This is a genomic window from Peribacillus sp. P4_B1 (assembly GCF_056402395.1).
The window spans coordinates 104,725-125,948 of the sequence record NZ_JBFUHM010000005.1 but is presented as its reverse complement, the minus strand read 5'-3'; the positions used below and the strand labels follow the sequence as shown (position 1 = coordinate 125,948).

Annotated in this window: 21 protein-coding genes; 1 reads left to right on the top strand and 20 read right to left on the bottom strand. The window is 42.6% G+C overall.

All coding sequences use genetic code 11. From position 1 onward, the window contains the following. Positions 1-53 precede the first annotated feature (53 nt). The 8 genes from AC1DVK_RS04530 to rpsU all read right to left on the bottom strand — a co-directional run bounded on the left by AC1DVK_RS04530 (position 54) and on the right by rpsU (position 6,449). Entirely contained in the window at positions 54-1,013 is a 960-nt protein-coding gene (locus AC1DVK_RS04530) for a PhoH family protein (protein ID WP_061464102.1), read from the bottom strand. Positions 1,014-1,016: 3 nt separating this feature from the next. After that, positions 1,017-2,204, bottom strand: coding sequence for a sporulation protein YqfD (gene yqfD, locus AC1DVK_RS04525; protein WP_061464103.1), 1,188 nt, complete (start codon positions 2,202-2,204; stop codon positions 1,017-1,019). Between the two features lie 15 nt (positions 2,205-2,219). Then, the gene (gene yqfC / locus AC1DVK_RS04520) at positions 2,220-2,504 is read right to left on the bottom strand and encodes a sporulation protein YqfC (RefSeq protein ID WP_034308511.1); all 285 of its coding nucleotides are present in this window, start codon (positions 2,502-2,504) and stop codon (positions 2,220-2,222) included. A 129-nt stretch (positions 2,505-2,633) separates the two neighbouring features. Further along, on the bottom strand, positions 2,634-3,137 hold the full coding sequence (locus tag AC1DVK_RS04515; protein ID WP_477625940.1) for a hypothetical protein: 504 nt from the start codon (positions 3,135-3,137) through the stop codon (positions 2,634-2,636). Positions 3,138-3,159: 22 nt separating this feature from the next. Next, positions 3,160-4,149, bottom strand: a complete 990-nt coding sequence (floA, locus tag AC1DVK_RS04510) for a flotillin-like protein FloA (RefSeq protein ID WP_410861888.1) — start codon at positions 4,147-4,149, stop codon at positions 3,160-3,162. Positions 4,150-4,201: 52 nt separating this feature from the next. Then, the gene (locus AC1DVK_RS04505) at positions 4,202-5,476 is read right to left on the bottom strand and encodes an NfeD family protein (protein ID WP_410861846.1); all 1,275 of its coding nucleotides are present in this window, start codon (positions 5,474-5,476) and stop codon (positions 4,202-4,204) included. Between the two features lie 341 nt (positions 5,477-5,817). After that, the gene (locus AC1DVK_RS04500; protein WP_089361544.1) at positions 5,818-6,261 is read right to left on the bottom strand and encodes a GatB/YqeY domain-containing protein; all 444 of its coding nucleotides are present in this window, start codon (positions 6,259-6,261) and stop codon (positions 5,818-5,820) included. Positions 6,262-6,275: 14 nt separating this feature from the next. After that, the gene (rpsU, locus tag AC1DVK_RS04495) at positions 6,276-6,449 is read right to left on the bottom strand and encodes a 30S ribosomal protein S21 (protein WP_028391853.1); all 174 of its coding nucleotides are present in this window, start codon (positions 6,447-6,449) and stop codon (positions 6,276-6,278) included. A 235-nt stretch (positions 6,450-6,684) separates the two neighbouring features. Between rpsU and AC1DVK_RS04490 the strand changes: the two genes are divergently transcribed. Continuing rightward, the gene (locus AC1DVK_RS04490; RefSeq protein ID WP_477625939.1) at positions 6,685-7,614 is read left to right on the top strand and encodes a Na/Pi symporter; all 930 of its coding nucleotides are present in this window, start codon (positions 6,685-6,687) and stop codon (positions 7,612-7,614) included. Positions 7,615-7,783: 169 nt separating this feature from the next. On the opposite strand, the gene AC1DVK_RS04485 is transcribed toward AC1DVK_RS04490, so the two are convergent. From AC1DVK_RS04485 to AC1DVK_RS04430, 12 genes are all read right to left on the bottom strand, one after another. Further along, entirely contained in the window at positions 7,784-7,945 is a 162-nt protein-coding gene (locus AC1DVK_RS04485; RefSeq protein ID WP_477625938.1) for a hypothetical protein, read from the bottom strand. 496 nt (positions 7,946-8,441) lie between these two features. Continuing rightward, positions 8,442-9,113, bottom strand: a complete 672-nt coding sequence (gene deoC, locus AC1DVK_RS04480) for a deoxyribose-phosphate aldolase (RefSeq protein ID WP_061464109.1) — start codon at positions 9,111-9,113, stop codon at positions 8,442-8,444. Positions 9,114-9,269: 156 nt separating this feature from the next. Next, positions 9,270-10,607 (bottom strand): tRNA (N(6)-L-threonylcarbamoyladenosine(37)-C(2))-methylthiotransferase MtaB, encoded by a 1,338-nt coding sequence (gene mtaB / locus AC1DVK_RS04475; protein WP_477625937.1) that lies wholly within the window; start codon positions 10,605-10,607, stop codon positions 9,270-9,272. 6 nt (positions 10,608-10,613) lie between these two features. After that, positions 10,614-11,366 carry a 16S rRNA (uracil(1498)-N(3))-methyltransferase gene (locus tag AC1DVK_RS04470; RefSeq protein WP_477625936.1) on the bottom strand — a complete coding sequence of 251 codons (753 nt, stop codon included), beginning with the start codon at positions 11,364-11,366 and terminating at the stop codon, positions 10,614-10,616. Positions 11,367-11,506: 140 nt separating this feature from the next. Beyond that, positions 11,507-12,448: a 50S ribosomal protein L11 methyltransferase gene (gene prmA / locus AC1DVK_RS04465; protein ID WP_061464112.1), complete on the bottom strand. Its 942-nt coding sequence runs from the start codon at positions 12,446-12,448 to the stop codon at positions 11,507-11,509. A gap of 36 nt (positions 12,449-12,484) precedes the next feature. Next, positions 12,485-13,600 (bottom strand): molecular chaperone DnaJ, encoded by a 1,116-nt coding sequence (gene dnaJ / locus AC1DVK_RS04460; protein WP_089361550.1) that lies wholly within the window; start codon positions 13,598-13,600, stop codon positions 12,485-12,487. A gap of 328 nt (positions 13,601-13,928) precedes the next feature. Then, positions 13,929-15,761, bottom strand: coding sequence for a molecular chaperone DnaK (gene dnaK / locus AC1DVK_RS04455; protein ID WP_061464114.1), 1,833 nt, complete (start codon positions 15,759-15,761; stop codon positions 13,929-13,931). Between the two features lie 36 nt (positions 15,762-15,797). Continuing rightward, complete coding sequence (gene grpE, locus AC1DVK_RS04450) at positions 15,798-16,394, bottom strand: nucleotide exchange factor GrpE (RefSeq protein WP_410861852.1); 597 nt, start codon at positions 16,392-16,394, stop codon at positions 15,798-15,800. A gap of 98 nt (positions 16,395-16,492) precedes the next feature. Continuing rightward, positions 16,493-17,521 (bottom strand): heat-inducible transcriptional repressor HrcA, encoded by a 1,029-nt coding sequence (gene hrcA / locus AC1DVK_RS04445; protein WP_061464116.1) that lies wholly within the window; start codon positions 17,519-17,521, stop codon positions 16,493-16,495. 124 nt (positions 17,522-17,645) lie between these two features. Then, positions 17,646-18,797, bottom strand: a complete 1,152-nt coding sequence (hemW, locus tag AC1DVK_RS04440) for a radical SAM family heme chaperone HemW (protein WP_410861853.1) — start codon at positions 18,795-18,797, stop codon at positions 17,646-17,648. Between the two features lie 89 nt (positions 18,798-18,886). Continuing rightward, complete coding sequence (gene lepA, locus AC1DVK_RS04435; protein ID WP_410861854.1) at positions 18,887-20,722, bottom strand: translation elongation factor 4; 1,836 nt, start codon at positions 20,720-20,722, stop codon at positions 18,887-18,889. Positions 20,723-20,898: 176 nt separating this feature from the next. Continuing rightward, on the bottom strand, positions 20,899-21,222 hold the full coding sequence (locus tag AC1DVK_RS04430) for a YqxA family protein (RefSeq protein ID WP_061464120.1): 324 nt from the start codon (positions 21,220-21,222) through the stop codon (positions 20,899-20,901). Positions 21,223-21,224 lie beyond the last annotated feature (2 nt).

The window sequence follows — 21,224 nt, the reverse complement described above, 5'->3', positions numbered from 1 at the left end:
TTTAGTCACATCACGAAAAATCCGCCGATTGAAAATGGCGGATTTTTTTCTTATCACTTTGCCTGCTCGTAAGCAGTAATGATTTTGGCGACAAGCGGATGTCTTACTACATCACTTTGCTCAAAATAAACAAAGGAAAGGCCTTTAACATTCTTCAAGATCTCTTCTACCCGTATAAGACCTGACTTTATGCCTTTTGGAAGGTCAATCTGGGTCCGATCTCCCGTAATGACCATTTTCGATCCGAACCCTAGCCGGGTCAGGAACATCTTCATTTGGGCTTCCGTCGTATTTTGGGCTTCATCCAAAATGACAAAGGCATCTTCAAGCGTACGGCCCCTCATATAAGCCAGAGGAGCTATTTCGATCGTTCCGCGCTCTATCATCCGTTGGGTCTGTTCCATCCCAAGGAGGTCATGGAGAGCGTCATACAGCGGCCGTAGGTAAGGATCTACCTTTTCTTTTAGATCACCAGGCAGAAAACCCAGGCTTTCGCCCGCTTCGACGGCAGGACGTGTCAGGATGATCCGTTTTACATGTCCATTTTTCAATGCATTGATCGCCATTACAACAGCAAGATAGGTCTTCCCGGTTCCGGCAGGCCCAATTCCAAATACCAGGTCATGTTTCTTTATTGCCTGGATATAGTATCTCTGCCCGATAGTTTTGACTTTAATGGATTTCCCCTTAGCCGTTTTCGCGATTTCCTCATCATATAATTCACCAAAATACTCCAAGGTGCCTTTTCTTGCCAATTCAATTGCATAAAGCACATCTCTAGAGCTGATTGCAATTCCTTTTCTGATCACTGTCAATAGTGCCTTAAGTATTTCCTGTCCCATCGTTACGCGCTCGATATCCCCGGCAACACTCACCGCTTCACCCCGGGTAATGACGGAAATGCCTAGCTCCTCTTCAAGCACTTTCACATTTGAATCCCCATTGCCCAATAAAGCGATCGCTTCATTAGGTGACTCTATTTCCAGCTTAATTACTTTCACATCATCTGCCATTCGTTAGTCTCCTTGAATGATTGGCTGTCCAATCGCTATATCTTCAATAACTTGGTAATGTATAGATAATTTAACTTTACCATTCTCTATGCTTTCGTGCAAAATTTTTTCTTCGACGATTTCATCTTCCTCGTCTAAATGCTTTTCCAATTCTGCTTTAGCCATTTTCCTGCCTTCCTTCACCGCTTCTTCCTCTGTATAACTCCGAACAATGTCTTCCTTGCTCCTTAAGGTCACCTGTTTATAAGAAATGGGCAGTTCCCATTGAAGAAAGTGAAACGGCCTCACTGTCGTTTCTTTTACCTGTTTTTCATATCCCGGATCCTTGAATCCCCAAATAGGCAGTGAAAATTCCCCCATTTTCAAAAAGTGCCTACTCGTTTCATTTCCGTTAAAAACAGCAAACTTGGTTTTTAACGGAACATCCACTTTCGCTTTATACCACGTTTTCCCTTTTATTACTCCCTTTGCGGATACAATTTCCTGTTTATCCTCTTTTCCAATCAGTCCTGAAACAAGAAGCTGTCCTTTTCCTACATAATCATTCACATTAACTATAGATTGTCCCTTTTCAACGAACATATTAGTGATGATCGCTTTTTTGGAAGCTACCAAATTCTGTGGAGATGTTTTCTCGACTTCTTTAGGCTGCCGTTTTTCAACAACCCTGAAATGGTATGTCGTTCCCTTTAGCTCTACCCCCACCCATGTCAATGCACCAATCCGGTCCGACAGCTTACGCTGAATCGTATCCACATCATCAACAAAGAATTGCACTTTACCGATCTTCACGCCCATCTTGTCCAATTCTTTCCGGATGGCATGCTCGGTTGCCGGCTTGGCATCTTGTACCTCGATGCCCCATACCATATTGGAAAGTACAAATATGCAAAGCAGGAAAGCGATCAGGCCCACTAAAAATCCGCTGTTTTTCATAACCCTCTTCATGAGGAAAGGGACACCCTTTCCCTGCATGAATTTTACTTTACAATCGCTCTTACGCATGACCTGACGGAGTTTAGGGATATCCCTAACATCCATATGAAAAATCAGGGCTTCGCTGCCGACGCGCTTCACATCCCAGATATGCAGCCCTCTTCTCGTCAGCATGTTAATCAGCCGTTCTGCGCCTTTTCCATATGCCTTCACTTTTACATAGCCTGTATAATAGTTTGTCCATTGGTTTTTCATGGAGACCTCCCGGGATCATTCATTGATAAAATAAACCTTGTCAATTTTGCCTTCAAGCATGATTTCTTCCGGCAAAATCGTCTTTATGACAAAGGCGTTTCCCTTTATCAGCAACTGCCCATTTTTCAGCATCAATCGCACTTCGCTGTCTGTAAAAGCCAATAAGCCACGATGGTTTTCAATATAAATATGTAATTGTCCGATCATTGTAATTCGCGGCAGGTCCATCATGACATCTTGCGGAAGGTCCATTGTTTTGGTCATAAGCTGTTTCACTTTTTTTCCCCAATTGCGTGCCATAAAAAAGAACCCCCTTTCATCTCAATGTATGAAATGAAAGAGGGTTCTAGCACAAAATTATAAGGGAATGAAAGCCTATTTTTTCGTGGCATCAAGGATGTAATGAAAAAAGCCCGGTGTTGCACTCTGTTACCTTCTGGACCTCTGAAGACTTCGCTTCGCCCTTGGTGGTCCCAGCACTTCTGACATGATGATGCCATCAATCAGCTGCTTTTTGCCAAAAGAAGGTCCTTTGCGATAGACCGGACTGCTGTTATCAGATATCGCTGATGTAATTTGATCCGCCTTCGCTTTTTGATATAAACGCTCTTGATCGTACTTCTGCTGAAGCCGTCTAAGCTCAGCAATCCTTTTGTTCGCTTCATTCTTCGTCTCATCGTTTACTTCAACAGCCTGCGTTGCCTGCTGTTCGACTTTCCTTACGGGAGCAGGGGCAGGCCTTTGCTGCTGATCCCCTTGTGACATTTCACCTTGAAGCTCCCGCATGACCTCCTGCCAGTTCTTTTTCGGAGGCCTGTTTGGATCACCATTTTGCTGAGGCTGCTTTTTCTTTCCTAACATGGACGTTAAAATACCGATCAAGACAATGATAAGGAATGGGTTCTTGAGAAAGAAATCAATAATATCTCCCATTTAAAGACCTCCCTTCCCTGACCTAATTATTATTATTGTTGTTATTTCCATCTTTTGGATTTTCGGATATTTTACTGATGGAATCGCGCATATCCGTATCTGCCGTGATGTTTTGGATATTCATATAATCCATCACTCCCAGATTTCCGCTTTTCAGTGCATCGGCCATTGCCAACGGAACTTCCGCTTCTGATTGAACAACCTTCGCTCTCATTTCCTGAACACGGGCAACCATTTCCTGTTCAAGTGCAACAGCCATTGCACGGCGTTCTTCGGCTTTTGCCTGGGCTATTTTCTTATCGGCCTCAGCTTGGTCAGTCTGTAATATGGCCCCAATATTTTTCCCGATATCCACTTCAGCGATATCAATGGAAAGAATTTCAAATGCCGTTCCAGAATCCAACCCTTTTGATAAAACCGTTCTTGAAATCAAATCGGGGTTTTCAAGTACATCCGTATGCATTTTCGAAGCACCGATCGTCGATACGATCCCTTCACCTACACGGGCAATGATTGTCTCTTCGCCGGCACCACCGACTAGACGTTCAATATTGGCACGGACCGTAATCCTCGCCTTCGCTTTCACTTCAATACCATTCATCGCTACACCAGAGATGAATGGAGTTTCGATCACTTTCGGGTTAACGCTCATTTGAACGGCTTGCAGTACATCCCGACCTGCAAGGTCAATAGCTGCACCCCGTTCGAAAGGTAACACGATATTGGCACGTTCTGCAGCAATTAAAGCATTCACTACGCGATCGACATTACCGCCTGCAAGGTAATGGCTCTCCAATTGATTCGTTGAAACATTGATTCCAGCCTTATGGGCCTTGATAAGCGGATTGACAACCCTGCTTGGTATAACACGGCGAAGCCTCATCCCTACTAATGTAAATATACTGATTTTGACTCCTGCCGCTAAAGCGGAAATCCATAACATTACTGGTACGAATGTGAAAAACACTGCCAATACGATTATGGCAGCAATCACTGCCAGTACAATAAATATCGTTCCTGAAGTTATCACTTAATGATTCATCCTTCCTGTTTCTAAAAATTTTTTAATTTGAATCCGGAATTTCCCGGACGACCACCCTAGATCCTTCAACTTTAACGATCATGATTGACGAACCTTTGGAAATAAAGCTTCCTTCAGTCACGACATCCACTCTTTCATCTTTGATTAAAGCTGTTCCTGAAGGCCTCAAATCTGTAAGGGCCTTCCCTTCCACACCTAATAAATCCACTCGATTCGGATTGCTGACATATCCTTGTTCCGTTTTTGTTGCATCGGTTAATATCATTTTCCTGAAAAATTTCATTTGTTTTCCAAACACCTTTACAAGTAGGATGAATACCAAAATGGATACGGTGACCGCAATTAGCAAGGATATCGTCATATTAACCGGATCACCTGATGCGAGGAATAAACTCCCCACAATCGCCGTAAATCCAAGCAGCCCGATAATCCCCCCTGGGATAAAAAACTCAACTAATACAAGAATGACCCCAATGATGAACATCGCTAACGATTCGTACCCGGTGATACCAGCGACAAGATGACCATAGAAGAATAAGACAAGACTGGAGATCCCAATTACCCCCGGAATTCCAAAACCAGGTGAAAACAATTCAATCACAATCCCGATTCCTGCTATCGTCAATAAAATCGGGACGACAATCGGATTGGTCAAAAAGCGGGCAAGTTTCTCTGGAAAGCTTTCTTCGATTGACCGAATATCGGCATCCTCAACCCCAAGTATACTATACAACTCCGCTTTCCCAGAGACGGTGCCTTCACTATAACCAGCCTTTTTTGCCTGTTCAGCTGTAAATGTCAGCAACTTTCCTCTTTCCGCCCCATATTCGGGAAGGTCGATGTCATCATCCGCCATCGCCTGAGCGAATATGGGATCGCGACCATTTTGTTCTGCAGCAGTCTTCATGGCAGCCAGCCAATAAGATTGGGCTTTCTTACCTGCAGCGTTCCCCGTTGAATCAATCACTGCCGCTGATCCCATAGTGGCACTTGGAACCATATAGATCTCATCTGCACTTAGGGAAATATATGCACCTGCAGATAAAGCCCTGTTATTCACGTAAGCAACAGTCTTAATTGGTGAATCGGACAGTAACTTCGCAATTTCCCCTGCTGCATCCACAGCGCCTCCAGGGGTGTTCACCTCGAATACCACAAGATCTGCATCAGCAGCTTCAGCAGTGGTCAGCGCACGCTCCAAAAAGGCCGAGAGTCCCTTTTCCACCGTTTCTTCAATTGGAACATGGTAAACGATCTTCTCTTTTGCAGAAACCACCGATCCTCCAAATGAAGACATGGTGAACAGCAATCCAAATAAGAGTACAGATAAATAACGCCAAATTTTCAGCCAGAACGCCCCCCTTTACCGTATTAAACGCTGTAAGTGCCTCCAATTTTCAGGAAGATACTTACCAGTAAAATTCAGCCCGCAACTAAAATTCGAATAAGGAGCAAATGAAGCAACCCTATACTCTGTTCTTTAGTTATTACGTATGTATATGAAAAAGGTTTCAAAAAAAGCAAATAAAATTGAAAGTGCCCATATTATCTTCAATAATATACGCACAAAAACCAGGAAATACACAAAAACCACAGGCAATTTGCCTGCGGTTAGGTTTCGAGTTTTAAGTTTCGAGTTTAAGATAGATGTTGTTGTACTAATTTGTTTACTAGAGAACCATCCGCTTTACCTTTAACTTTAGGCATTAAAGCTCCCATAACTCTCCCCATATCTGCTTTGGATGTTGCATTGACTTCTTCAATCGTTTGTTTAACAATTTTAGAAATCTCTTCTTCTGAAAGTTGCTCAGGCATATATGCCTCTACGTATACTAGTTCGGTGCGGACTTTATCCACGAGATCGGAACGACCTGCGTTTTCAAACTCCTGGAGGGAGTCTTTGCGTTGTTTTAATTCGCGAGAGAGCACTGTCAATTCTTCATCATCTGTTAAATCTTGTCTCTGCTTCAGTGCTTCGTTTTGAATAGAAGCTTTCAGCATCCGAATAACAGATAGTTTGTCCTTTTCCTTGTTCTTCATCGCTTGTTTCATATCATTATTTAAACGCTCGAGAAGACTCATCTTTCCACCCTCTCTTAGAATTTACGTTTTCTTGCAGCTTCAGACTTTTTCTTACGTTTTACGCTTGGTTTTTCATAAAATTCACGCTTCCTAGCTTCCTGAAGCGATCCTGCTTTAGATACAGTACGTTTGAAACGACGAAGAGCATCTTCAAGCGATTCGTTTTTACGAACGACGGTTTTAGACATCTCTTTCCCTCCCTCCGAAAACAACACACTAACTCAAGTTGTCAACATGTTATACATGTACTAAACAATTATAATATATCATCTTTAGCAGGTCAACCAATAAAATCAAACTTATTTTGAATATTATCATGTTATTATCATAATTTTTCTTTAAACCATCATTCAACGGCATGGAAACCCAATTTATAGCATGTCTCCCCTTAACGGACCATAAGTTATTAAAGGGGTGACAGTCATGTATGAACTATTTTTATTCCTACTATTCATTGCGATATTTTTGGCTGGTATGTCAGTTTTACGAATCGGGTTGTTCAATATGTCCGGTGCAGCATTAAAAACATTTCTCTCAAAAGTAACGGATAAACCATGGAAGGGTTTCATGGCCGGAACCATCTTTACAGGGATCTTGCAGAGCAGCTCGGCGGTCATGGTCATGACTGTCGGCCTCGTTTCTGCAGGAAGCTTAACGTTCCCGCAAACAATCGGGATTATTCTTGGAACGAATATCGGATCCACCTTCACGGCAGAGTTCATGACCTTCTCTTTGGATGGTTGGATCATTCCAGGTGTCATCAGCGGCGCTTTCCTTTGCTTCATGCCAAATGTATTATCGCGAAGCTTAGGGATGACACTGATCGGAATCTCGGCCATCTTCGCGGCTATGAGTGGTTTTAAAACACTTTCGACACCAATTGCAGCCTATCCATCCATACAAACGCTCATTAATTACATAGAGGGCCATATGAGTTATGCCCTATTAGCAGGGATATTATTGACGGCACTCATTCACTCTAGTTCGGCTACCATCGGGATAGCCATGAGCTTTTTGATGAATGGGGAGTTATCCGTCAATTCCGCAATCATCATCATGTTTGGATCCAATATAGGCACTTGCATCACCGGATACATGGCCAGCATCGGGTCTGGTAGACAAGCTGCCTTCACAGCTTATGCACATATTTGGCTAAACGTCATCGGGGTTGCTGCATTCCTGCCTTTTGTGGACATCCTGGAACGAACGGCTGCCTTTTTCACCGAAAACGAGGGGAAACAACTCGCCCATGCTAGTGTCATTTTCAATATCTTGACTTCTTTGGCTGTCCTGCCTTTCGCACGCCAATTCTCCAGCTTCATTCTTTGGGTGCACCGTCCCCCTAAAAAATAAAGGCCTGACCTAAAAGTCAATGGCTTTGGGGACAATTTCGGCGGTTTGCTCGTGAGTTTTGGTGCTTTACTCGTGAGTTTTGCACTTTTACTCGTGAATTTCGGTGCTTTACTCGTGAATTTTGCGCTTTTACTCGTGAATTCCAATTTCCTCCTCAAAATTGCGCGCTTTAGCTTAATTTTGGGGCGTTTTCTTTTGCATTTTCATGACATTCACTCAATTCCGGTACTTTACTCGTGAGTTTTGCACTTTTACTCGTGAATTTCGGTGCTTTACTCGTGAATTTTGCACTTTTACTCGTGAGTTTTGGTGCTTTACTCGTGAATTTCAATTTCCTCCTCAAAATTGCGTGCTTTAGCTTAATTTTGGGGCGTTTTCTTTTGCATTTTCATGACATTCACTCAATTCCGGTGCTTTACTCGTGAGTTTTGCACTTTTACTCGTGATATTGCGCTTTTACTCGTGAATTCCGGTGCTTTACTCGTGAATTTTGCGCTTTTACTCGTGAATTTCATTTTCCTCCTCAAAATTGCGTGCTTTGGCTTAATTTTGGGGCGTTTTCTTTTGCATTTTCATGACATTCACTCAATTTCGGTGCTTTACTCGTGAATTCGCCATTCTAACTCTGAAACTCGCCGCTTGTGCGGTTTTCTTTAAAAGTTGCTGGTTCCAAAAATAAGTAGTGAGAATTCAAAATTGATACATCTTTCATTCTTTGCCGTGGAGAGCTTTTTCTTGGACAGGAATGAAGCAAGCGCGATCAGACGTGGTGGGAAAAAGGGAATAAAAAAAGGCGGAGAAAAATTATTCTCCGCCTTTTAAAAAAATCAATAATCGGATTCAGCCGTTAAGCCCTTTACGATGGAGACACCTGCACTCGCACCAATTCTTGTTGCACCAGCTTCAATCACTTTCTGGGCATCACTCGTGTTGCGGACACCACCTGAAGCTTTGACACCGATATCGGGACCGACCGTTTTTCTCATGAGCGTGATATCTTCAACAGTCGCACCGCCGGTCGAAAAACCAGTTGATGTTTTAACATAATCCGTTCCCGCTTTTACTGCCAGTTCACAAGCACGGACTTTTTCTTCCTCAGTCAATAGAGAGGTTTCAATGATTACTTTCGATAGAGCCTTACCAGTGGATGCAGCTATCACAGCACGGATATCCCGCTCTACCAACTCATCATCCTTGTCCTTCAATGCGCCGATATTGATCACCATATCGACTTCGTGAGCACCATTGCTGATGGCATCTTTCGTTTCAAAAGCTTTAGTTTCCGGTGTGGTTGCACCTAGAGGGAACCCGATAACCGTACAAACTTTCACTTCTGACCCTTCCAAAAGTTCGCTTGCATACTTAACCCATGTCGGGTTTACGCATACGGAAGCAAAGTTATACTCTCTCGCTTCTTCGCATAATACCTTAATTTGCTCTTTGGTTGCATCTGCTTTTAATAACGTGTGGTCAATTAAACCTGCTACATTTTGTGACATTAATAATCCTCCTCAAAAACAATCTATAACTAGTTGTACGTACCTCTAATCATACCATAATTTATCCACTTTGACGATATATATAGTCTTTACCCGAACGTTCCAAGAAAACACATCAAACAGAGAATAAAAAAAAGACAGCGTTAAATCGCCGTCTTAAATATTTGATGCTTGTTGCAATGGTAAATCCTTTACGATCGTCACGAACTGTCCTTCACTAAATGGATAGCCAGACTTTGTAATTTTCACTTTTACGATTTCACCGACCATTTCATCTGAAGCCGGGAAAACGATTTTCATATAATTATCGGAGTAGCCTTCATAAAGGCCATTTTCCAACTTCGTTTCAGGAATGACTTCCAGAACTTCACCCTCGAATCGGGAGGCATACTCTTTTGCCAGCTGATCCGACAAAGCGATAAGCCGGTGGACACGTTCATTTTTGACATCTTCATCCACTTGATCCTCCATACGGGCAGCCGGAGTCCCTGTCCGTTTTGAATAAGGGAAAACATGAAGTTCGGAGAATTTATATTTTTCTATAAAGTTATATGTCTCCATGAATTCTTCTTCGGTTTCACCTGGGAAACCTACGATGACATCAGAGGTAACAGCAAGACCTGGAAGTGCAATTTTCAACTTTTCAATTCGATCACCGAAGAAATCCATCGTATATTTACGTCTCATCCGTTTTAGTACTGTATCGGAACCCGATTGAATTGGTATATGCAGATGACGTACGACTTTTTTCGAATTCGTCAGCACTTCAATGATCTCATCTGTAATTTGGCTGGCTTCAATGGATGAAATACGGATACGCTTCAGCCCATCGATTTTTTCCAAGTCCCGCAGCAGCATCGCCAAATTATAGTCCTTCAAATCGTCTCCGTAGCCGCCAGTATGGATTCCGGTCAGGACTAACTCCTTATAGCCTGCCTCGACAAGCTGCTCAGCTTGGTGAACGACTTCCTTCGGATCGCGGGAACGCATCAAGCCACGAGCCCAAGGTATGATGCAGAAAGTGCAGAAATTATTGCAACCTTCCTGAATCTTTAGCGAAGCGCGTGTACGGTCTGTAAAAGCAGGTACATCCAACTCTTCATAGACACGGTTTTTCATGATATTTCCTACAGCATTGATTGGTTGACGCTCAACCTTGAATTGCTCGATATAATCAAGAAGTTTAACCCTGTCCTGTGTTCCTACAACAATATCCACACCTGGTATGGCCATGATTTCAGCTGGCGATGTCTGAGCGTAACATCCCGTTACCGCTATGACGGCATTCGGATTTTTACGAATGGCACGACGGATGACCTGACGGCTTTTCTTATCGCCAGTGTTTGTCACCGTGCATGTGTTGATGACATATACATCTGATGTATTTTCAAACTCAACACGATCATATCCCCCAGTTTTAAATAATTGCCAAATAGCCTCTGTTTCATAATGATTCACTTTACAGCCTAATGTATGGAAAGCGACCGTTGCCATTTTTCATCACCTCAAAAGTTCTACATGATAAGAAACAGCGGAAAGTGCATATAAAGGTGCTGTTTCAGTTCTTAATATTCTTGGTCCAAGACCGCAAGCTACAAAACCGGCATCAGACAGTTTTTCAATTTCCTTATCTGCTAAACCACCTTCAGGACCAAAGACAAATAAGATCGATTGCCCTCCGGTGATATCCTTCAGGACCGAAGCGAGTACAGAAGTTTCCCCCCGCTTTGCCTCTTCTTCAAAAGCGATTAATTTATGATCGAAACCAGTTGCATACCCAGCTAGCTGATCTGCCGTCATCGGCTCCTTGATGGCAGGGATAACGGTGCGGTGAGATTGCTCGGCCGCCTCTTTTGAAATCTTCTGGAGCCTCTCCAATTTCTTGCCTACCTTTTTGTGGTCCCATTTTACCACCGAACGAGCAGCAATAAAAGGGATAAACTCAACCGCACCCAGTTCCGTACCCTTTTGTACGATATATTCCAATTTATCCCCTTTAGGCAGACCGCTCGCTATCACAACCCTCACAGGAAGTTCCTTTTCTTCATTCTTCCATTCGATAACAGTCCCTATAACAACTTCATCAGTTATTTCGGAAATTTCCGTGACAGCAGTCATACCATTAGCTTTCACCGTGATTATCCGTTCTCCCGGTCCCATTCTCATCACCCTGGAGATATGGTGAAAATCATCACCTGATATCGTCACCGTGTTTCCATTGATGTCTTCTTCGTTAAGAAAATACCGTTGCACACTGCCACCTACTTCATCTAGTCTAAAATACATACAGCGGCTAACAGTCAGGTTTCCCGAATGCAAGCCATGCAAGGATTCAAGCTAAAAAAAGGTACTCTGACTATCAAAATACCCGATAATCAGAGTAACTTTTTCAATTAATCATTTCTTTTCGCTATTATTGCTACCCAATCTTCCATCAAGATCGTTTCCTCAATGGTGAATCCAGATCCTATAATCGCATCCTTCACATCTTGTTTCTTTGGTTGAATGATCCCAGAAGCGATGAAATATCCGCCAGGTTTAACCACTTTCGCTACATCATCCGTAAATCGCATGATCACTTCGGCAAGAATATTAGCCACGACGACATCCGCTTGTTCATTCACACCATCCAGCAAGTTGCCTTGTGAAACGGACACTTTATTCTGAACGTTATTAAGTTCCACATTTTGAATAGCTGACTGTACAGCCACTTCATCCAAATCAAGGGACTGGATTCGTTCGGCATCCAATAACGCAGCAGCAATGCTTAGAACCCCAGAACCCGTTCCTACATCAACAACTAAATCCCCTGGACGAACTGTACGTTCCAGCGCTTGGATGCACATGACCGTTGTCGGATGTGTCCCTGTTCCGAAGGCCATGCCGGGATCAAGTTCAATGATCAATTCGTCACTGCTGACAGGAGTATAATCTTCCCATGTCGGTACGATGGTAAACCGTTCGGAAATCTTGACGGGATTATAATATTTTTTCCAAGCCGTCGCCCATTCTTCTTCATTCACTTCACTAATTGAAACAATATTCTTCCCAAGGTCTATATCAAATTGAAGGAGATTATTAATTGATTCCTTTATAGCATCAACAGTTTCACCAAGGAAGCTGTTAACTGGCAAATAAGCCTTAATCAATACACCTTCATCCGGATAATCATCTGGGTTTAAGTGGTAGATTTCGCCAAAAACATTTTCGCGTTCCTTGACTAATTCTAGAGGATCCTCAATGACAACACCGCTGGCACCTGCCTCATGAAGAATATTCGAAACAGGTTCAACCGCTTCATTCGTTGTTTGGATTGCAAATTCAGACCACTTCATAATCTACCAACTCCCAATTTGTTCTTTTACTTTAATTCACCTATCTTTAAAAGCACGCTTCACTTTTGAGAAAAAACCATCATGATGTTCATCAATACCTTGACCGCTGGTATCGCTGAACTCACGAAGCAGGTCTTTTTGTTTTTCCGTTAATTTTTTAGGTGTGACCACTAATACGACCACATGTTGATCTCCTTGCCCATATCCTCTGACATTAGGAACACCTTTGCCTTTTAAACGGAAGCGCGTGCTCGTTTGTGTACCGGCAGGGATTTTCAGCTTCACTTTACCATGAAGGGTCGGAACTTCTATTTCATCCCCTAGTGCGGCCTGAGCAAAAGTAACAGGCATTTCACAATAGATATCATCGCCATCCCGCTCAAAGAATTCATGACTGCGCACATGGAAGACTACATACAGATCTCCGGCTGGTCCGCCATTGATTCCTGGCTCGCCTTGTCCGGTTACACGCAATTGCTGGCCATCATCAATTCCTGCTGGCACCTTAACTTGGATCTTTTTACGTTTTTGGACTTTTCCGTCCCCGCCGCATGTTGAACATTTATTAGGAATGATTTTTCCTGTTCCTTGACAATGATGACATGCTCTCCGGTTCACAATCCTTCCGAACGCTGTGTTTTGTTCTACATTCAATTGACCGGTCCCATGACAATGTGAACAGTTTTCCACTTTTGTACCTGGTTTTGCACCTGATCCTTTGCATGTATCACAATTCTCTTCACGCGGAATTTCAATTTCAGTCTCTTTTCCAAATGCAGCCTCTTCAAAAGAAAGCGTCATCGTATACTGTAAATCCGCCCCTTGACGTGGTGCATTCGGATCTCTCCTGCGTCCGCCGCCCCCAAAGAAACTGCTGAAAATATCTTCAAAACCGCCGAAACCACCAAAGTCCTGACCGCCAAAGCCCTGATTTGGATCTGTATGTCCGAATTGGTCATAATGGGCCTTTTTCTGTTCGTCGCTCAATACTTCGTAAGCTTCCTTGATTTCTTTAAATTTATCCGCAGCATCGTCCGCTTTATTAATATCAGGGTGATATTGTTTGGAGAGCTTACGATACGCTTTTTTGATTTCATCCTTCGAAGCACTCTTCGAAAGGCCTAACACCTCATAATAATCGCGTTTACTCATATCTAAAATCCACTCCCGATTCGATTCACATAAAGGTAATATTATCACTGAACGAAGATAATAATCAACTAGAAAAGTACAAACGGCTTTAACACTTTTTTGTAAATTGTAATGCCAGTCCCAATTTGCACACATTTCTCTCTAAATTTCCATGATTCCCCACCAGCGATTGTAAGAACAAAAGAAAATCAGATACCAACACTTCCTGGCAATGATTCCATCCACTGTAAAAAAAGCCAAAGTCAAGATAACCTGACTTTGACTTTTCTACAATGGCAGGCAGAAATCAACTGCCCAATATATATCAGTGTCCCGATTGGGTCACTTTTTATTTTTTCTCTTCTTCGTTAACTTCCGTGTACTCTGCATCAACTACATTATCGTCCTGAGCAGATTCGCCAGCACCGGCTTCACCAGCTTGCTGAGCTTTTGCCGCTTCTTCATAAAGCTTCATTGTCAAAGCTTGAACGATTTCATTAAGTGCATCTTTTTTCACGCGGATTTCTTCAAGCTCATTTTTCTCGATTGCAGCTTTCAGTTCGTCCTTCGCTTCATTCGCTTTAGTTACTTCCGCTTCGTCAACTTTACCTTCTAGATCTTTAAGCGTTTTTTCCGTTTGGAAAACTAATTGATCAGCTTCGTTACGAAGTTCGACTTCTTCTTTACGTTGTTTATCGCTATCGGCATTTTCTTCCGCCTCACGTACCATGCGGTCGATTTCTTCATCAGAAAGGCCTGAAGATGATTTGATGGTGATCGCTTGTTCTTTGTTCGTGCCAAGATCTTTCGCACGAACGTTCACGATACCATTTTTATCGATATCGAATGTCACTTCAACTTGTGGAATTCCACGCGGTGCCGGTGGAATGTCACTCAATTGGAAACGACCAAGAGTTTTGTTATCCGCTGACATTGGACGTTCACCTTGCAGGACATGGATATCAACTGCCGTTTGATTATCAGCCGCTGTCGAGAATACTTGTGATTTACTTGTCGGAATCGTAGTATTACGGTCAATCAGTTTCGTGAATACTCCGCCCATCGTTTCAATTCCAAGTGAAAGTGGAGTTACATCCAGAAGGACTACGTCTTTAACATCCCCTGTCAATACGCCACCTTGAATTGCAGCACCCATGGCCACTACTTCATCAGGGTTTACACCTTTGCTTGGTTCTTGACCGATTTCCTTTTTGATCGCTTCAACAACCGCAGGAATACGTGTAGATCCGCCAACAAGGATTACTTTGTCGATTTCAGATGCTGAAAGGCCAGCATCTTTCAATGCTTGACGAGTTGGTCCCATAGTGCGTTCCACAAGACCTGAAGAAAGCTCATCGAATTTAGCTCTAGTCATCGTTACGTCCAAGTGAAGCGGGCCAGCATCTCCAGCTGTGATGAATGGTAAAGAAATTTGAGTTGAAGTTACGCCGGAAAGATCTTTTTTCGCTTTTTCAGCTGCATCTTTCAAACGTTGAACCGCCATTTTGTCTTTTGAAAGGTCGATTCCGTTTTCTTTCTTGAATGCTTCTACTAGGTAATCGATGATGACTTGGTCGAAATCATCTCCACCTAGACGGTTGTCACCGGCTGTCGACTTAACTTCGAAAACGCCATCCCCAAGTTCCATGATCGATACGTCAAATGTACCGCCGCCAAGGTCGAATACAAGGATCGTTTGATCTTCTTCCGTTTTATCCAAACCGTATGCAAGTGCTGCAGCTGTCGGTTCGTTGATGATACGTTCCACTTCAAGACCAGCAATTTGACCGGCATCCTTAGTTGCTTGACGTTCTGCATCATTGAAATAAGCAGGTACAGTGATAACCGCTTTTGTAACTTTTTCGCCAAGATACTCTTCAGCGTATGATTTTAAGTATTGAAGGATGATTGCAGACACTTCCTGAGGTGAGTATTCTTTTCCTTCAATTACTTCTTTATGGTCGGTACCCATATGGCGTTTAATGGAAATGATCGTGTTAGGGTTAGTAATCGCTTGGCGTTTTGCCACTTCTCCCACTTGTCTTTCTCCATTTTTGAATGCCACTACGGATGGTGTTGTACGGTTTCCTTCTGGATTCGGGATTACTTTTGGTTCCCCGCCTTCAAGTACAGATACACAAGAGTTTGTTGTACCTAAGTCAATACCAATAATCTTGCTCATAGTTTCACTACCTCCCAATTATTATATGTAAAAATCTTATTCGTTCACTTTTACCATTGCAGGTCGAATAACACGGTCTTTAAGAAGGTATCCTTTTTGGAATTCCTCGACGACGATGTTAGAACCGAAGTTTTCATCTTGAACTTGCATGACCGCTTGATGCAAACGCGGATCGAACTCTTCACCAACCGAACTGATCGGTTCGATGCCTTCTTTAGTCAATGCATCAGTAATCGCTTTGTAGACCATTTCCATGCCAGATAGCAGGGATTTCGTCTGTTCATTTTCCGCTTCGATTTTTGTAGCTCTTTCAAAATTATCAAGAGCCTCCACTAAATCAATGGCAATACTTTGAACTCTATATTTTTGAGCCGCCTCCATATCAAGCTTGGCACGGCGTCTTGAATTATCAAAATCGGCCTGCAGACGAAGATAACGGTTATCCATTTCTTCGATTTTTGCCTGAAGCTCAGCAATCTTTTCATGAGCCAATTGAAGTTCATCTTTTTCAACCGGAGTTTCCTCCTGGTTTTGTTCAGCTGGAATTTCATCTTCAGCGAAAACTGCATCTGCAGCGCTTTCCTCGATTGTTTGATTTTCCAATGTTTGTTCTTCGTTTTTATTTTCTGTCACAATCTCACCTCCCTAAAAGGGTTATACAATTTATGCTAAAGTAATACGTCAGGCTGCGGAGTATGACCTCCGCCACCTTAACAATATTACCTTTGCTCCTATTTTTGATACAGTTTTGTCATCAGGGCCGTTAAATCTTTCGAGAAAAACGAAAGCAAACTGATCACTCTCGAATATTCCATTCTCGTTGGACCCAATATGGCTAATGTGCCCACTTGCTCCTGCCCGATTGAGTAGGTTGCCGTAATCAAACTGCAGTCATCGAGCACTGTGTTTTGATTTTCACGGCCAATCTTGACGTGGATGCCCGATGGATTTTGGGTAATGAGTTCATAAAATCCCTGTTCCTGCTCAATCATTGATAAAAGCGTGCTTACTTTAGCAATATCATGGAACTCCGGCTGCCTCAGCATATTCGTTTTCCCGCCGAAAAATATCTTTTCGGGTTTTGTGTCCGTCAGGGTATCCGCCAGGACCGAGACCATCGATCCATAGTTATGGATGTGACGACTCAAAAGAACAGCCACTTCCTTATAAATCTTATCCTTTAGATCAACCAGCGGAACATCGACCAAACGGGAATTTAATATGTTCACCATCTTTTCAATTTCGTTTATATCCAAAGAAGGCGGTAAGGAAATCATTCGATTTTCCACATGACCTGTATCAGTGATAATGATGGCTATTGCCGTTTCGGGGCTCAGAGGAATGATCTGGATTTTTTTCAGCTTATGCTCATTCACTTTTGGCCCCAGTACAATCGCCGTATAATTCGTCAGTTCCGAAAGTATTTTCGCTGACTTTTGAACGATCTTTTCCAATTCATAAATTCGTTCTACAAATACGGATTTTAATATCTTCATTTCATTCTTTTTCGGAGCTTGAGGAGAAAGTAAATGATCCACATAATATCTATACCCTTTTTCAGAAGGAATCCTGCCGGAAGAAGTATGGGTTTTTTCTAGAAATCCCATTTCTTCAAGATCGGACATTTCGTTTCGAATTGTGGCAGAGCTGAACGTAATTTCATCTTTCTTCGACAAGCTTCGTGACCCAACTGGCTGTGCAGAATGGATAAAATCCTCGATTATCACTTGTAGAATCAATAATTGACGATCAGTTAGCATGTATGATCACCTCTGTTAGCACTCTGTCTCTCCGAGTGCTAATATACTAATAAATTATCAAATGAAGCTTATGATGTCAACAATGAAAACCCCTAATTCATCGTTAAAATAACATAGATTTACTTCACTCGGAATCAATAACGCCTAAAAATGATTGGAACACTTCATTTCCAAGCAATTTTCCCCGTTCGGTCAAGCGCACGAACCCGCCTTCTATCTTAAGCAGACCCTTTGCCGATTCTTCTTCGAGCGGTTTCCTGAAAATCTCCGTCATTTCAACAAAAAATTTATTCTTGAAGATTTCCAATGAAACTCCTTCCGTTTTTCGGAGACCCAAAAACATCTCCTCTTCCATCCGTTCATGAAGCGGTACTGGGTGCTTCTCCAAAACAGGCAGCTGGTTCGCCATCAATGGTGCGATATATTTTTTCACCGGACCATGATTGGCCACTCTTGTTCCTCCAGTATAGCCATGTGCACCGGCACCAATCCCATAATACTCCGCATTATCCCAATATGTCAGATTGTGCCGGCTTTCAAACCCTTCACGGGCAAAATTACTGATTTCATATTGATGCAGACCATGCTTCTCCATCTCTTCCATCAGCCTCTCATACATCGAAGCCTCGAGCTCCTGCGGCGGCAGGTTTAATTTACCCCTTCGCATCTGATTATAAAAAACCGTCTTCGGTTCAACGATCAATGAGTAGCTCGAATAATGCGGCAATTGAAGGGCAATCGCTTTATCCAGCGTATCATTGAAATCTTCCATCGTTTGGCCCGGCAATCCATAAATCAGATCGATGCTGATATTCGTAAAGCCAACCTCTTGAGCCAGATGAATCGTTTCATATACTTCCAGAGCCCGGTGGGTCCGGCCAATTCGTTTTAATAAATCATCATTGAAGCTTTGCACACCAAAGCTAAGTCTATTGACACCTGAATGATAAAGTATCTCGAGTTTTTCTCTCGAAAGATCCCCTGGATTGGCTTCAAATGTATATTCAGCCTTTTTGGGGTCAAATGGCAGGGTTTCATTGATTGCTTCACATAAGAATGCAAGCTGCTTTTCATCTAGGGAGGTCGGTGTCCCTCCACCGACAAAAACAGTATCCAATCCTGCAGTCGGGTATTTGGAAAGCTGCATCTCCATTTCCCTTTTCATCATCTGTAAATAATCGTCGACCGGCTGTCCCTGCAAAAACACTTTATTAAAATCACAATAGTGACAAATATGTTCACAAAATGGTATATGGAGGTAGGCGCTTTTAATCATTGTGTTCACAACCTTTTAATCGAATGAGTCGATAGAAAAAGAGGCTAGATCTCCTCTACCCTCTTTTTTCTATCTATCGTTTATTTTATTTATTTTTTTGGTGTCGTATCATCCATTTTCAAAACAGCCATGAAAGCTTCTTGCGGCACTTCAACGGAACCTACCTGTTTCATCCGCTTTTTACCTTCTTTCTGTTTTTCGAGCAACTTACGTTTACGGGAAATATCGCCGCCGTAACATTTAGCCAATACGTTTTTGCGCATTGCACTAATCGAAGAACGAGCCACGATTTTTTGCCCGATTGCCGCTTGGATCGGCACTTCAAATTGTTGTCTTGGAATCAATTTCTTCAATTTTTCAACAATGACTTTACCGCGTTCATAGGCAAAGTCCTTATGAACGATGAAACTTAAAGCATCGACAGTTTCAGCATTCAGTAAGATATCCATCTTCACAAGCTTGGACGGTTTGTAGCCAATCAACTCATAATCGAATGAAGCATAGCCTCTTGTATTGGATTTCAATTGATCGAAGAAATCATACACGATTTCCGATAAAGGTATTTCATAATGAATGCTCACACGGGTCTCATCGATATATTCCATATCAATGAAGTTGCCGCGTTTATTTTGACAGATTTCCATGATCGTTCCGACGAACTCCGTCGGTGCCATCATCGTCGCTTTGACGTATGGCTCCTCGACCCGTTCAATCTTTTGAGCATCTGGCATATTAGACGGGTTATCTACTTTCAGGACCGTTCCGTCTGTTTGGATCACATCATAAATAACACTCGGCGCAGTTGTGATCAGATCAATTTTGAATTCACGTTCAATCCGTTCCTGGATAATTTCCATATGAAGGAGTCCAAGGAATCCGCAACGGAAACCGAAGCCCAATGCTTGCGATGATTCCGCTTCGAACTGCAGCGCTGAATCGTTCAATTCCAATTTCTCTAACGCATCCCGTAAATCATTGAATTTCGATGCGTCAATTGGGTATAGACCGCAATATACCATCGGATTCATCTTCCGGTAGCCCGGCAATGGTTCTGTCGCACTATTTACGGCACCGGTAATCGTATCACCAACAGTCGTATCACCAACGTTTTTAATGGCTGCCGTAAGGAAACCTACATCACCGACGTTCAGTTCATCCAACAGCTGGGTCTTTGGATTGAAGACACCCAATTCGGTTACATCAAATTCCTTGCCCGTGGACATCATTTTGATTTTGTCGCCCACTTTAATGGAACCTTCAACAACACGGATATAAGCAACCACACCGCGGTACGCATCAAACAGTGAATCGAAAATAAGCGCCTTGAACGGGGCATCGGGATCTCCCTGTGGAGCTGGGACCAATTCAACGACCTGCTCCAAAATCTCCTCGATTCCGATTCCCGCTTTAGCTGAAGCCAAAACTGCATCGGAAGCATCCAATCCGATTACTTCCTCGATTTCTCCACGTACCCGTTCCGGATCGGCACTCGGCAAATCAATTTTATTGATGACCGGAATGATTTCCAGATTGTTGTCCAAAGCTAAATACACGTTTGCAAGCGTTTGGGCCTCAATACCCTGTGCCGCATCGACAACAAGGACAGCCCCTTCACAAGCTGCAAGGCTTCGTGACACTTCATACGTAAAATCGACATGTCCCGGTGTATCAATAAGATGGAAAATATATTCTTCGCCATCTTTCGCATTATATTTCAATTGAATCGCATTCAATTTAATCGTAATTCCACGCTCACGCTCTAAATCCATGGAATCCAACAGTTGACTCTTCATTTCACGCTGAGTCATGGCGTTCGTTTTTTCAATGATACGATCCGCCAATGTAGATTTACCATGATCAATATGAGCGATGATGGAAAAGTTACGAATCTTTGATTGTCTTTTTAATTTTTCTTCTCTATTCATGACGTTCACTCCCACTAGTCGACACAATACACTATTTTTTATTATATCAATAGAAAATGCAAGATTCAACAGAATAGTTACAAAAGAAGCATCATTACAGGGCAAAGCAAAAAAAAAGGCTGCATTCCGGATTCGGATGCAGCCTTTGGATAGGGCACACTCAACTTATTCCACACCTAAATCATATCGATAAGTGCTTGGAAGGCCCCTGATATGGTATCTCCAAGTGCTTTGCCGATCGAAGAGAAAAAGTTGAATGCTTTCATTTCTTCAAGCTTTTCTTTTTTCGTCTCCAAATCATGACTTGTTACTTTTTGTCCAAGGATATCCGCTTCCATCTCCCCTTTGTCCGATTGGTTAATGATGAATGCACTATTCAAAGAGGGATCCTCATACCCCTTCATTTTTTTCATCCCATCGTTCGCTTGCTGCATCCCAATAAGGACACCTAAAAATAATACGAGTACAATCCCTGTACATTTCAACCAAAATCGAACCATGA

What these genes read in the sequence shown, in the direction of transcription:
- AC1DVK_RS04530 (WP_061464102.1), bottom strand. Translation starts at nt 1,013, where the DNA reads ATGGCAGATGATGTGAAAGTAATTAAGCTGGAAATAGAGTCACCTAAT.
- yqfD (WP_061464103.1), bottom strand. Translation starts at nt 2,204, where the DNA reads ATGAAAAACCAATGGACAAACTATTATACAGGCTATGTAAAAGTGAAG.
- yqfC (WP_034308511.1), bottom strand. Translation starts at nt 2,504, where the DNA reads ATGGCACGCAATTGGGGAAAAAAAGTGAAACAGCTTATGACCAAAACA.
- AC1DVK_RS04515 (WP_477625940.1), bottom strand. Translation starts at nt 3,137, where the DNA reads ATGGGAGATATTATTGATTTCTTTCTCAAGAACCCATTCCTTATCATT.
- AC1DVK_RS04505 (WP_410861846.1), bottom strand. Translation starts at nt 5,476, where the DNA reads ATGTCTTCATTTGGAGGATCGGTGGTTTCTGCAAAAGAGAAGATCGTT.
- AC1DVK_RS04500 (WP_089361544.1), bottom strand. Translation starts at nt 6,261, where the DNA reads ATGAGTCTTCTCGAGCGTTTAAATAATGATATGAAACAAGCGATGAAG.
- rpsU (WP_028391853.1), bottom strand. Translation starts at nt 6,449, where the DNA reads ATGTCTAAAACCGTCGTTCGTAAAAACGAATCGCTTGAAGATGCTCTT.
- AC1DVK_RS04490 (WP_477625939.1), top strand. Translation starts at nt 6,685, where the DNA reads ATGTATGAACTATTTTTATTCCTACTATTCATTGCGATATTTTTGGCT.
- deoC (WP_061464109.1), bottom strand. Translation starts at nt 9,113, where the DNA reads ATGTCACAAAATGTAGCAGGTTTAATTGACCACACGTTATTAAAAGCA.
- mtaB (WP_477625937.1), bottom strand. Translation starts at nt 10,607, where the DNA reads ATGGCAACGGTCGCTTTCCATACATTAGGCTGTAAAGTGAATCATTAT.
- prmA (WP_061464112.1), bottom strand. Translation starts at nt 12,448, where the DNA reads ATGAAGTGGTCTGAATTTGCAATCCAAACAACGAATGAAGCGGTTGAA.
- dnaJ (WP_089361550.1), bottom strand. Translation starts at nt 13,600, where the DNA reads ATGAGTAAACGCGATTATTATGAGGTGTTAGGCCTTTCGAAGAGTGCT.
- dnaK (WP_061464114.1), bottom strand. Translation starts at nt 15,761, where the DNA reads ATGAGCAAGATTATTGGTATTGACTTAGGTACAACAAACTCTTGTGTA.
- hrcA (WP_061464116.1), bottom strand. Translation starts at nt 17,521, where the DNA reads ATGCTAACTGATCGTCAATTATTGATTCTACAAGTGATAATCGAGGAT.
- hemW (WP_410861853.1), bottom strand. Translation starts at nt 18,797, where the DNA reads ATGATTAAAAGCGCCTACCTCCATATACCATTTTGTGAACATATTTGT.
- lepA (WP_410861854.1), bottom strand. Translation starts at nt 20,722, where the DNA reads ATGAATAGAGAAGAAAAATTAAAAAGACAATCAAAGATTCGTAACTTT.
- AC1DVK_RS04430 (WP_061464120.1), bottom strand. Translation starts at nt 21,222, where the DNA reads ATGGTTCGATTTTGGTTGAAATGTACAGGGATTGTACTCGTATTATTT.